Consider the following 11,853-nt stretch of genomic DNA (forward strand, 5'->3'; position numbering starts at 1 on the left):
CCCGCTGCACCGCCGTGCCGTCGGGATGCGCATCGTCCCGCTCCGCCGGGGCGGAGAGCGAGCGCTGGAGGACCTGAAGCAGCGCGCCGTGCACGGACGGCGCCGTGCAGGCCCGCGTCCTCGCGGTCGAGTACCAGGGCGCCAGCGTGCAGGTGGCGCTCGAGGCGGACGGGATGACCGAGCCGGGCGGGCTGAGCGCGGTCGTGGACGACGCGACCTTCGCCGGCCGTCCGCTGGCGCCGGGCGACCGCGTGGCGCTCGGCTGGGACCCCGCCGCCGCGCACCGCCTGGACGCCTGACGCGACCGGCATCAAGAAAAGAAAGGGACGACGATGACCAACGGCATCAGATTCACGCGGCGCACGCTGCTCCAGGGAGCCGGCACCGCCCTCGCGGCCGGGCCGATCACCGGGTTTCCCGCCGTCCACGCGGCCGAGCCGGTGACGCTGCGCTACCTCGGCACCGCCGTGAACCAGTCCGGCGACATCGCCCGGAAGGTGAAGGAGGATCTCGGGATCACGATCGAGTACATCCCGGTCGTCACCGACGAGGTGACGAAGCGCGCGGTGACGCAGCCGAACTCCTTCGACCTGATCGACACCGAGTTCTTCAGCCTGAAGAAGATCGTCCCCTCGGGCAACATCCTCGGCATGGATGCGCGCCGGATCAAGAACGCCGACAAGATCACCCCGATCTTTACCAAGGGCGAGATCGCCGGTAAGGCGATCGGCGACCAGGGCACCGCGCCGAAGAAGGTGTTCTACCTCGAAGGCCAGACGGGCAAGACCTTCGCGTCGTCGCCGACCGAGTGGATCACCCTGATCCCGACGACCTACAACGCCGACACGCTCGGCATCCGCCCGGACCTGATTAAGCGCCCGATCACCAGCTGGAAGGAGCTGCTGAACCCCGAGTTCAAGGGCCGCGCCTCGATTCTCAACATCCCCTCCATCGGCATCATGGACGCGGCGATGGTGGTGGAGGCCACCGGCGACTACACCTACGCCGACAAGGGCAACATGACGAAGGCGGAGATCGACCGCACGATCAAGCTGCTGATCGAGGCCAAGCGCGCCGGCCAGTTCCGCGCCTTTTGGCAGGACTTCAACGAATCCGTGAACCTGATGGCGTCCGGCGAGACGGTGATCCAGTCGATGTGGTCGCCCGCCGTCACCAAGGTGCGCACGCAGGGGGTCGCCTGCACTTATCAGCCGCTGAAGGAAGGCTACCGCGCCTGGGCCACGGGCTTCGGCCTGCCGAAGACGCTGACCGGCCGCAAGCTCGACGCGGCCTACGACTTCGTCAACTGGTTCCTCTCCGGCTGGGCCGGCGCCTACCTCAACCGCCAGGGCTACTATTCCGCCGTGCCCGAGACCGCCAAGACCCAGATGGAGCCCTACGAGTGGGCCTACTGGATGGAGGGCAAGCCCGCCGAGAAGGACATCCACGGCCCCGACGGCGGCCTGCTCGAGAAGGCCGGCGCCACCCGCGACGGCGGCTCCTTCGAGGCCCGCATGGGCGCGGTCGCCTGCTGGAACGCGGTCATGGACGAGAACACCTACATGGTCCGCAAGTGGAACGAGTTCATCGCGGCGTGAGGACGATGGCTGCGCCGCACCCTTCGTTCGCCGAGGCCATGGTGCTCACGCACTTCGGCATGTCGTCTATGCACGGATCGTTCGAAGCACCGCCCTGCCCCCTCTCCCGAACGGGAGAGGGAACCCGCGATTCGAGGACAGGCGCCGTGGAACCGGTCGCCCGCGGACGCGGAAGGGAACGGCGCCCGCTGCATCGGTCGGAGGGCTCGCGATGAGCGACGTTGCGCTTCCTGCCCTCGCCGACGTGCCGGCGAATTCGGTTCGGGCCGAGGCCGCCCCGGCCCGCCGCCGGCGGCCCCTCGCCTATCTTCAGGCCGCGCCGATGGCGCTGGTGTTCCTGGTCTTCCTCGCGATCCCGCTCCTGCTGACGCTGATGGTCAGCTTCTGGGAGTACAACGAGTACGAGATCATCCCGGCCTTCACGCTGCAGAACTACCGCGACGTGTTCGAGGGCTGCGGCAACCTCGCGGACCCGTGCACCACGGCGCGGACCTATCTCTCGACCCTCAAGTTCTGCGCGCTGACGCTGGCCTTCACGCTGCTGATCGGGTTCCCGGTCGCGTACTTTCTCGCCTTCCACGTCCGCTCGCGCACCGTGCAGATGGGGCTGTTCCTGCTGTGCACGATCCCGTTCTGGACCTCGAACGTGATCCGCATGATCTCGTGGGTTCCGCTGCTCGGGCGCAACGGCCTCGTCAACGACACCCTACAGGGGATGGGCGTGATCGGGAGCCCGATCGAGGGTCTGCTGTACTCGGACTTCTCGGTGACCTTGGCTTTCGTGCACCTCTACACGGTCTTCATGATCGTGCCGATCTTCAACAGCATGGCGCGGATCGACCGGTCGCTGATCGAGGCGGCCTACGATGCCGGGGCCACGGGGTGGCAGACGCTGTGGAGCGTGATCGTTCCCCTGTGCAAGCCGGGCATCGCCATCGGGACGATCTTCGTTCTCACCCTCGTGATGGGCGACTTCGTCACCGTCGGCGTGATGGGCGGCCAGCAGATCGCGTCGGTCGGCAAGGTGATCCAGGTGCAGATGTCGTACCTGCAGTTCCCGGCCGCGGCCGCCAACGCCGTGGTGCTGCTCGCCGCCGTGCTGATGATGATCCTCGGGCTCACCCGGGTGATCGACCTGCGGCGGGAACTCTGACCATGACGGAGCCTTCGGCGTGAGCGATCGTCCCCGAGGCCTGGCCTTCGCCGCGCTGGCCGCGTTCTTCGCGCTCTACGTGCTGTTCCTCTACGGCCCGACCCTGACGATCCTGGCGCTGAGCTTCCAGGGTCCGCAGGGCGGCCTGACGTTTCCGATGAACGGCGTCTCGACGCACTGGTTCGCCAAGCTCTGGGCCGGCGGCGGCATCGTCGACATCTGGGCGGCGTTCGGGCGCTCGCTCCGCCTCGGCTTCGTGGTGATGGCGCTCACCGTCGTCCTGGCGTTCTTCGCGGGCCTCGCCTTCCGCAAGGGCTTTCGCGGCGCCAACGCCCTGTTCGCCATCGCGGTCGCCAGCCTGATCGTGCCCTCGATCGTGGTCTCCCTCGGGATCGGCCTCGAGTTCCGTCTGGTCGACGACGCGATCAACGCTTCGGCGGCCGCCACCGGCTGGGGATGGCTGCAGGACCACGGCACCGCCATGGGGCTCTACACCTCGGCGCTCGGGGCGCACCTGACCTGGACGCTGCCCTTCGGCCTTCTCATCATGTTCGCGGTCTTCAACCGGTTCGATCCGGCCTACGAGGAGGCCGCCCGCGACCTCGGCGCGACCGGAGCGCAGACGCTGCGCCACGTCGTGGTCCCGATCCTGGCGCCGGCCCTGGTCGGCGTCGCCCTGTTCGGCTTCACCCTGTCCTTCGACGAGCTCGCCCGCACCAGCCAGGCGATCGGCGGGCGCAACACCCTGCCGCTCGAGCTCCAGGGTCTCACCACCACGGTGACGACGCCGGAGATCTACGCGCTGGGAAGCCTGACGACGGCGGTGTCGGCCGTGGTGATCGGCACGGCGCTCGCGGCGAGCCTGTGGCTGCAGCGCCGCCGGGCCCGCCGCAGCCTAGCGCTGCCGTAGCGGCTCGTCCGCGATCGCGCGATGCCTTCGGGATCGTACGTTCAGCCCCCGCGAACGCGACGCGCGGGCTTGCTGATACGTCCGGCCGCTCCGATCGCGCCAAGGGCCGATCAGTCGGTGCCGGCCGGCTCCTCGCCGGAGCCGACGAGCGTCAGGCGCGGGGTCGAGGCCTTGCGCTCGGCGGTCTCGATCAGGCGAAGGCTCGTCGCCTGGCGGCTCTTCTTCAAGTCCTCGGCGATCTCGCTCGTGTTTCCGGAGATCCGCTTGGCGCGCTTGTCGTATTCCGCCATCGAAACGACGGAGGAGTCACCGGTCTCGGGGATGCGCGCCATGTCCACCTCGAAGGAAGAGACCGTCCGCACGAGCGCGTGGCGGGCATGACCCGAGCCTAGCACGCTTTCCCGCATTCCCGCCGAACGATTTGCCGTCGACCCACCGTGCGGTTCTCGGATCGAGACGCGCGCTTTCGTGTTTGTCGCACGCGGTGTTTGCTAAATGTCGCCGAGTGTGCAAAAAGTACAACATCGATCTCTGGCCAGATATCCGGCCGTTCCGTCCGTAATGGACGTGCGCTGATTTTCTCCCACATTTCGACGACCCGCGACCTGGCGCGTGATTCACATGCGCCGGTCGAATTATGACGACTGATAAGATACGGAATTTTCTATGAGCACCGGCACCGTCAAGTGGTTCAACGATCAGAAGGGCTTCGGCTTCATCCAGCCGGATGACGGCGGCAAGGACGTCTTTGTGCACATCTCGGCTGTGGAGCGCGCCGGAATGCGCGGCCTGACCGAAGGCCAGAAGATCTCCTACGAGATGGAGACCGACCGTCGTAGCGGCAAGCAGTCCGCCGGCAGCCTCCAGGCCGCCTGAGCACCGAGCTCGCCTCGGATCGTCGTCGAAGCCGTCCCACCCGGGACGGCTTCGCGCGTTTTCGGAGCGTTGCGACCGAATCGCGATGAGCGAGCCTCATCGCCGACCGCGTCCCGCCACGGCGGGGCGGCCGCCATCCGCCGAGCGTCATGGGCCGAGAGCCTTGCGATTCGGTCCGACCTGTCTGACCGCAGCCGGCATGGGGCCGGTGGCGCATAAGGATCTTGTGTGAATCAATCCAAGGACAACCAGTTCTCCGACCGGCTCGAGACCGCTGCGAAGGCGCGGGAAGCGATGCTGGCGCGCTATCGTTCGCGGCCGGCCGCCGATGATCCCGCCGTCGTCGCCCGCCAGGCCGAGCGTCAGGCCGTGATCGAGGCCCGCGAGGAGCGCAACAAGGAGCGCGAGGCCGCCCGGGTCGCCGCCGAGATCCAGCGCGTCGCCGAGGCGAAGGCCCAGCGCGAGTTCGAGGCCGCCGAGGTGCTGCGCATCGCCGCCGAGAAGGCCGAGCGTCAGGCCGCCCTGGCCGCCGAGCAGAAAGAGGCACGCGACGCCCGCTTCGCGGCGCGCAAGCTGCGCGCGCGCAAGTAGGCCCGCAGCCGAGCCCCGGCGACGATCCGACCGACGCGGCTCAGGCCGCGGCGGGCGGGCCGGCGCCACCCGACCCAACCGAATCCGTCACTTCGAACGTCGCACCCGCCCCGGGTCCGGCAGCCGGCGTCGCGGCGATCAGGAGTGATGTACGATGTCCCACAAGTTCAAGCTCGGCCAGCGTGTCCGTCAGTCGCGCGGCGGCTTCGGCTCCGTCAAGGACGACGCCTCGGGCCTGCTGTGCGAGATCGTCCGCCTGATGCCCGAGGACCGGACCGGCGAGCCCTGCTACCGGATCAAGTCCTCGGCCGGCGAGCGCGCCGCCAACGAGAGCGAGCTCTCCCTCGTCGGCTGATGCGCCACGGCGGCTGCGAGCGGTCGCCGCACACGGCCCCAACGCCTTCGGCGTCTCGCGCGCGGACGTCTGCAAGGCGCGCGGACGTGCCGTGCGTTGCCAAACGCGCGGACCTGCGCCATCTCAGCCTCGATGCCGGCCGAGGCCCTTCTCGCCAGCCGCATGCGGCTCCCGCTGACGGGCCGGGTGGCGTCTCCCGCCCCGGTCCGCCCATCGATCGGGAGCCGTTCCATCCCTGGGCGGCGTTTCACGTCGACCCCAACCCCAAGCAGGCAATGAGTAAGCGCACCAGGCAAAGGCCGCAGGAGCGAGGCTCCGTGCTGTTCGACGTGGTCTACGAGGACGGTTCGCAAGCCTCGAACCGCCGCGTCCCGATGGAGATCCTCGGTGGTCTCGACGGCGACGAGCCGGCCCGCGAGGTGATCTCGGCGCAGGACGAGGAGATCGCCCAGAAGTCGGGGCGTCCGCAGCGGACGATCCTCAGTCTCTCGCGTTCGCCGATCCCCGAAGCGAAACCGAAGCCGCCCCGCGTCGCGTAAGGGAGCGCGACAGTGGGAGAGCACGACATGGGCCACAAGTTTCATCTCGGGCAGCTCGTGCGTCGCCGCGACCTCGCGGCGGCGCGAAACGGCAACCGCATCTTCGAGGTGATCGGCCTGTTGCCGGCCGAGGCGGGCGCGCCGAATTATCGGATCCGCAGCACCGAGGCCGGTACGCACGAGGTGCGCGAGGACGGCTTGACGGCCGCCTCGTGCTGCTCGGCGCCGGCATCCTGATCGGCGTCGGACCGAGCGCGCGTTGGAGTGGCGCGCCGGCAGTGGCATAAGACGGACGTCCCGCTTCCGGGGCCTCCGCCCGGACCTTCGCCCGATGCGCCGCCTCCCGCCGGCCCCGACATTCCCCGGCACGACAGCACCCCGCCCTGCACGGTGCCCGGCATGACCGCGCCGGACCTCGCGGCCGTGCGTCGCCCGGCCCAGCGCCGGCTGGGCGGCCCGCGCACCCTGTGGAAGCGGCTTGCCCGCGCCATCGGCGACCTGCTGCCGAAGGGGCTCTATGCCCGCTCGCTGATCATCATCATCGCCCCGGTGGTGCTGCTGCAATCGGTGATCGCCTACACCTTCATGGAGCGGCACTGGCAGCTGGTGACCAAGCGCCTGTCCTCGGCCGTCACCGCCGACGTCGCGGCCCTGATCGACATCTACGAGGTCTATCCCCAGGACAAGGACGCCGAGACGCTCTCGCGCATCGCCGGCGAGCGGCTGAACCTCGACCTCGACATCCTGAAGGGGGCCAAGATCCCGCCGCCGGGGCCGCGGCCGTTCTTCTCGATCCTCGACGAGGCGCTGTCGGACGAGCTGAAGCGGCAGATCGGCCGGCCGTTCTGGATCGACACCGTCGGGCGCTCGAACCTGATCGAGATCCGCGTCGCGATCCCCGACGGGGTGATGCGCATCACCGCCCGCCGCTCGCAGGCCTACGCCTCGAACTCGCACATCTTCCTGGTCTGGATGATCGGCTCGTCGATGGTGCTGCTCGGCGTGGCGATCCTGTTCCTGCGCAACCAGATCAAGCCGATCCTGCGGCTGGCCGCGGTGGCGGAGGGCTTCGGCAAGGGCCGCGAGATCGAGTTCCGCCCCCGCGGCGCCCGCGAGGTCCGCCAGGCCGGCCACGCCTTCATCGAGATGAAGCGCCGCATCGAGCGGGCGATGGAGCAGCGCACGACGATGCTCAACGGCGTGAGCCACGACCTGCGCACCATCATCACCCGGTTCCGCCTCTCGCTCGCCCTGATCGAGCAGACCCCGGAGATCGACGAGCTCTTGCGCGACGTCGACGAGATGAGCCGGATGCTGGAAGGCTACCTCGCCTTCGCCCGCGGTGATTCGGCCGAGAACGCGGCGCCGACCGACATGCGCGCCCTGCTGGAAGACCTGCGCACCGACGTCGAGCGCCTGGGCGCCCAGGTCTCGGATTTCGAGCTGGCCGGGTCGCCCTCGGTCACCGTCCGGCCGGACGCGTTCCGGCGCTGCCTGTTCAACCTCGCCGCCAACGCCGCGCGCTACGGCGAGACGGTGGCGATCTCCGGCCGGGCCGAGGCGCGGGCGTTCTTCGTCTCGATCGACGACGACGGCCCGGGCATCGCGCTCGAGAGCCGCGAGGAGGTGTTCAAGCCGTTCGTGCGCCTCGACGATGCGCGGCAGGATGCCGGCGGCTCGGGCCTCGGCCTGTCGATCGCCCGCGACATCGCCCGTGCCCATGGCGGCGACGTCTCGCTCCACGACAGCCCGCTCGGCGGCCTGCGGGCGACGGTGCGGGTGCCGGCGTGAGGGCCGCGCCGCCCGAGGCTCGTCAGCGGGCGCGTTCCTGGATGTGCGTGATCTCGAGACGGGCGCTCGTGAGGAGGTATTCCAGGGTCTTCAGGTCCAGGCCGGCCTCGTGGAAACGGACCTGCAATCCTGCCTCGCCCCTCCAGTCGTACCCGGCGTCGGAGGGAAGATATTTGAGCAGCATCGCGCTGGCGACGTTCGTACGGACGTAGCCGCGATGACGGACCAGCCTGCCGATCTGCAGCACCAGCGCGTCAATCTGCGCGCGATCCGACATGATCGAGCGCGGCTTCGACACAGGTGAGCGCATCAATTCGGTTTCCCCTTGTTAGGGGCGAACATAAACGCCGAGACTTGCGTCTTTCTTAGCAACGCCGATCGATCTCGTAAAAATGTCCGCGTTGCCACCCCGCCGATATTTGTCGATCTGAGCTGCGGCCAGGCTCGATCGCGCGGCAAAAAAACGGCGCGCCGGGTGTCCCCACGGCCACGCCGGGATGCTAAGGACGAGCGATCCGTCCAAGCGCGAGGGCTGCGCCGCCGCCCCGCACGACCTGAGTGCCGTTCATGAACCCGCTCGTTCCGCTTTTCATCCTGATCTCGCTGCCGCTCGCCGCGATCGGCCTCGTGCTCTACACCGACACCGGCATCGAGCCGGCCCTGTTCTACGCGTCCGTGAAGACCTTCGTGATCCTGGCCGTCATCGCCGTGGCGCTGTCGTTCGGCGCGAGCAAGCTGGCCGAGCGCTCCAAGAACTGAGCGCTGCGTCCCTCCCGGCACGCGGCGTGCAGGGAGCAGGCTCCGTTCCGGGCAGGACGGCGCGCCGGGCAATCGCGAGGCTCGGCTGCGCGAATCACGAGGGCGTTTCCATGATGCAGATCGTTCCGGCCTTCGGACGCATCGGCGAGGAGAACGCCTTCGCCGTCCTCGCGCGGGCCAACGCGCTGGCGGCCCAGGGGCGCGACGTCATCAATCTCGGGATCGGCCAGCCCGACATGCCGACCCCGGCCCACATCGTCGAGGCCGGCATCCAGGCGTTGCGCGACGGCCATCACGGCTACACGCCGGCCACCGGCATCCTTCCCTTGCGCGAGGCGGTCGCCCGCGACATCCACCGGCGCCACGGCGTCGAGGTCTCACCCGAAAGCGTGATGATCGTGCCCGGCGGCAAGGTCACCATGTTCATGGCGATCCTGATGTTCGGCGAGCCCGGCGCCGAGATCCTCTATCCCGACCCCGGCTTCCCGATCTACCGCTCGATGATCGAGTTCACCGGCGCGACGCCGGTCCCGGTGCCGATCCGCGAGGGCAACGGCTTCGCCTTCTCGGCCGAGGAGACCCTGGCGCTGATCACGCCGAGGACGCGGCTGCTCATCGTCAACTCGCCGGCCAACCCGACCGGCGGCGTGACCCCGAAGGCCGAGATCGACGCCCTCGTGAAGGGGCTCGCCGACCACCCCGGCGTGGCGGTGATGTCGGACGAGATCTACGGCACCATGACCTACGACGGGCAGGCGCATCACTCGCTGCTCACGTACGATGCGATCCGGGACCGGCTGATCTATCTCGACGGCGCCTCGAAGACCTACGCGATGACCGGTTGGCGGCTCGGCTGGTCGGTCTGGCCGAACCCGCTCTACGAGGCGGCGCGCAAGCTCGCGGTCAACGCCCATTCCTGCGTCAACGCGGCGACGCAGTGGGCCGGCATCGCCGCCCTCGACGGGTCGCAGGATTGCGTGGCCGAGATGGTCGCCGAGTTCGACCGGCGGCGGACGATCGTGGTCGACGGCCTCAACGACCTGCCCGGCGTATCCTGCATCGTGCCGAAGGGCGCGTTCTACGCGTTCCCGAACGTCGGCCGCACCGGCTGGAAGGCCAAGGCCCTGGCCTCGACCCTACTGGAGGAGGCCGGCGTCGCCGTCATCGGCGGCCCGGATTTCGGCGTGCACGGCGAGGGCTACATCCGCCTGTCCTACGCCAACTCGGCCGAGAACATCCTTCGCGCGCTCGAGCGGATGAAGACGTTCCTCAGCGAGCGCAAGCCGGGCTGAGGCGACGGTCGGACGCGTACCTTTCCCTCCCCCGCAAGGGGGAGGGAAGACCCGAGCCCCTCAGGCTGCCATCGCCTGCGCATTCGGCTCGGCCGCGCGCACGTCCGCGTCGACGTGCTGCTCGAAGCGCTTGAAGTTCTCCTTGAACATGCCGACGAGCCGGTTCGCCGTCTCGGCGAAGGCCGCCTTGTTGGCCCAGGTCTTCACCGGCTGAAGGATGTGCGGCTCGACGCCGGGCACCGAGACCGGCACCGCGAAGCCGAAATACGGGTCGCGCCGGAACTCGGTCTTCGACAGCGAGCCGTCGAGCGCCGCCGTGAGCAGCCGGCGGGTGACGCGGATCGGCATCCGCCGCCCGGTGCCGACGCCGCCGCCGGTCCAGCCGGTGTTGACGAGCCAGCAATCGACGTCGTGCCGGGCGATGAGGTCGCGCAGCAGGTTGCCGTAGGTGCTCGGGTGGCGCGGCATGAACGGCGCGCCGAAGCAGGTCGAGAACGTCGCCTCGGGCCCGGTCAGCCCGCGCTCGGTGCCGGCGACCTTGGCGGTGTAGCCGGAGAGGAAGTGGTACATCGCCTCCGCACCGGTGAGCTTGGCGATCGGCGGCATCACGCCAAACGCGTCGCAGGTCAGCATCACGATGTTCTTCGGGTGCCCGGCCCGGCCGGTGTCGCTGGCGTTGGCGATGAAGTCGAGCGGGTAGGCGCAGCGGGTGTTCTCGGTGAGCGAGGCGTCGTCGAAATCCGGGATCCGGGTCTCGGGGTCGATCACCACGTTCTCCATCACCGTGCCGAAGCGCTCGGTGGTGGCGTAGATCTCGGGCTCGGCGTTGCGCGAGAGCCGGATGGTCTTGGCGTAGCAGCCGCCCTCGAAGTTGAAGATCCCGTCCGAACTCCAGCCGTGCTCGTCGTCGCCGAGCAGCTTGCGCGAGGAATCGTTGGAGAGCGTGGTCTTGCCGGTGCCCGACAGCCCGAAGAAGATCGCCGAGCCGCCTTCGGCGTCGAGGGCGGCGTTGGCCGAGCAGTGCATCGGCATCACCCCGGCGCCCGGCAGGATGTAGTTCAGGTAGGTGAAGACCGACTTCTTCATCTCGCCGGCATAGGCCGAGCCGCCGATCAGCACGATCCTGCGAGTGAAGTCGATGGCGATGACGGTCTTCGAGCGGCAGCCGTGGCGGGCCGGGTCGGCCTGGAAGCTCGGCAGGTCGATGATCGTCATGTCCGGGACGTAGGCCGCGATCTCGGCGCGCGGCGGCCGGATCAGCAGGTTGCGGATGAAGAGCGAGTGCCAGGCGAATTCCGAGAACACCCGCGCCTTCACCCGGTGCGCCGGGTCGGCACCGCCGTAGAGGTCCTGCGCGAACAGCTCGCGGCCTTCGGCGTGGGCCTGGAAGTCGGCGAGCAGGGCGCCGAACTGGTCGGGCGTGATCGCGCCGTTGTTCTCCCACCAGATCTCGTTCTCGGTGCTCGCGTCGCGCACAACGAACTTGTCCTTGGGCGAGCGCCCGGTATGGCTGCCGGTGGTCGCCACCAGCGCGCCGCCGCGCGCCAGGCGGCTCTCGCCGCGGGCGAGGGATTCCTCGTAGAGGCGCGGGGCCTCGAGGTTCCAGTGCACGGCCTTCAGGTTGCGCAGGCCGATCGCCTCCGCGCCGTGGGCCGCGTTATGATCGCCGATGTTGCTCAAGGTCTCTCTCCCGGGCCCCTGCTCGCGCCGCGTCGCTGCTCCGGGCGCGCCAGGCGCCGGATCATGGGAGCGTCCGTGCGGTCGTACAGGACCGCCGCACGCAGGTTCGCCGCTCCCGGCTCGTCTTGGATAGGCGGCAAGCTTTCGCCGTCAACTTGGACGAAGGGTGGAGGGGGACAGACGAGGGCCGCTTGTCAGGGGGCCGGAAACCGTTCACCCGAGCGCATCGCATCGCCGCCGCGTGGGACCCCACGCCGCCTTCATCCCGGCCGCGTTCGGCGGTATCGCATGGGCGCTCCCGCCCCGACC

General features: G+C 69.1%; 15 protein-coding genes. 12 read left to right on the forward strand and 3 right to left on the reverse strand.

The features are described 5' to 3' along the window. Window positions 1-104 precede the first annotated feature (104 nt). The 4 genes from FV223_RS10050 (at window position 105) to FV223_RS10065 (ending at window position 3,661) form a co-directional block, all read left to right on the forward strand. Window positions 105-299, forward strand: a complete 195-nt coding sequence (locus tag FV223_RS10050) for a TOBE domain-containing protein (RefSeq protein WP_246689653.1) — start codon at window positions 105-107, stop codon at window positions 297-299. 33 nt (window positions 300-332) lie between these two features. After that, window positions 333-1,598, forward strand: a complete 1,266-nt coding sequence (locus tag FV223_RS10055) for an extracellular solute-binding protein (protein WP_147726894.1) — start codon at window positions 333-335, stop codon at window positions 1,596-1,598. Window positions 1,599-1,809: 211 nt separating this feature from the next. Then, window positions 1,810-2,751 carry an ABC transporter permease gene (locus tag FV223_RS10060; RefSeq protein ID WP_147726896.1) on the forward strand — a complete coding sequence of 314 codons (942 nt, stop codon included), beginning with the start codon at window positions 1,810-1,812 and terminating at the stop codon, window positions 2,749-2,751. 19 nt (window positions 2,752-2,770) lie between these two features. Then, window positions 2,771-3,661 (forward strand): ABC transporter permease, encoded by an 891-nt coding sequence (locus FV223_RS10065; RefSeq protein ID WP_147726898.1) that lies wholly within the window; start codon window positions 2,771-2,773, stop codon window positions 3,659-3,661. A gap of 110 nt (window positions 3,662-3,771) precedes the next feature. Here the strand turns inward: FV223_RS10065 and FV223_RS10070 are convergent, their stop codons facing one another. Then, window positions 3,772-3,993, reverse strand: coding sequence for a hypothetical protein (locus tag FV223_RS10070; protein WP_147726900.1), 222 nt, complete (start codon window positions 3,991-3,993; stop codon window positions 3,772-3,774). A gap of 334 nt (window positions 3,994-4,327) precedes the next feature. On the opposite strand from FV223_RS10070, the gene FV223_RS10075 reads away from it, so the two are divergent. The 6 genes from FV223_RS10075 (at window position 4,328) to FV223_RS10100 (ending at window position 7,813) form a co-directional block, all read left to right on the forward strand. Beyond that, window positions 4,328-4,537 (forward strand): cold-shock protein, encoded by a 210-nt coding sequence (locus FV223_RS10075; protein WP_147726903.1) that lies wholly within the window; start codon window positions 4,328-4,330, stop codon window positions 4,535-4,537. A gap of 228 nt (window positions 4,538-4,765) precedes the next feature. After that, entirely contained in the window at window positions 4,766-5,128 is a 363-nt protein-coding gene (locus tag FV223_RS10080; RefSeq protein ID WP_147726905.1) for a DUF6481 family protein, read from the forward strand. A gap of 154 nt (window positions 5,129-5,282) precedes the next feature. Beyond that, window positions 5,283-5,483 carry a hypothetical protein gene (locus tag FV223_RS10085; RefSeq protein ID WP_147726907.1) on the forward strand — a complete coding sequence of 67 codons (201 nt, stop codon included), beginning with the start codon at window positions 5,283-5,285 and terminating at the stop codon, window positions 5,481-5,483. Window positions 5,484-5,758: 275 nt separating this feature from the next. Then, window positions 5,759-6,022 (forward strand): hypothetical protein, encoded by a 264-nt coding sequence (locus tag FV223_RS10090; RefSeq protein WP_147726909.1) that lies wholly within the window; start codon window positions 5,759-5,761, stop codon window positions 6,020-6,022. Window positions 6,023-6,049: 27 nt separating this feature from the next. After that, window positions 6,050-6,259 (forward strand): hypothetical protein, encoded by a 210-nt coding sequence (locus tag FV223_RS10095; protein WP_147726911.1) that lies wholly within the window; start codon window positions 6,050-6,052, stop codon window positions 6,257-6,259. Window positions 6,260-6,421: 162 nt separating this feature from the next. Continuing rightward, window positions 6,422-7,813, forward strand: a complete 1,392-nt coding sequence (locus tag FV223_RS10100; protein WP_147726912.1) for an ATP-binding protein — start codon at window positions 6,422-6,424, stop codon at window positions 7,811-7,813. A gap of 22 nt (window positions 7,814-7,835) precedes the next feature. Here the strand turns inward: FV223_RS10100 and FV223_RS10105 are convergent, their stop codons facing one another. Further along, on the reverse strand, window positions 7,836-8,111 hold the full coding sequence (locus FV223_RS10105; RefSeq protein WP_147726914.1) for a hypothetical protein: 276 nt from the start codon (window positions 8,109-8,111) through the stop codon (window positions 7,836-7,838). 269 nt (window positions 8,112-8,380) lie between these two features. On the opposite strand from FV223_RS10105, the gene FV223_RS10110 reads away from it, so the two are divergent. Further along, window positions 8,381-8,572, forward strand: a complete 192-nt coding sequence (locus tag FV223_RS10110; protein ID WP_147726916.1) for a hypothetical protein — start codon at window positions 8,381-8,383, stop codon at window positions 8,570-8,572. Window positions 8,573-8,682: 110 nt separating this feature from the next. Then, window positions 8,683-9,864 carry a pyridoxal phosphate-dependent aminotransferase gene (locus tag FV223_RS10115; protein WP_147726917.1) on the forward strand — a complete coding sequence of 394 codons (1,182 nt, stop codon included), beginning with the start codon at window positions 8,683-8,685 and terminating at the stop codon, window positions 9,862-9,864. Window positions 9,865-9,924: 60 nt separating this feature from the next. Here the strand turns inward: FV223_RS10115 and FV223_RS10120 are convergent, their stop codons facing one another. Further along, a complete protein-coding gene (locus tag FV223_RS10120) occupies window positions 9,925-11,544 on the reverse strand; it encodes a phosphoenolpyruvate carboxykinase (protein ID WP_147726920.1) in 1,620 nt (539 codons plus the stop codon). Window positions 11,545-11,853 lie beyond the last annotated feature (309 nt).

Origin of the sequence: Methylobacterium sp. WL116 (assembly GCF_008039455.1) — a bacterium.
In the GTDB taxonomy this organism is placed as follows: domain Bacteria; phylum Pseudomonadota; class Alphaproteobacteria; order Rhizobiales; family Beijerinckiaceae; genus Methylobacterium.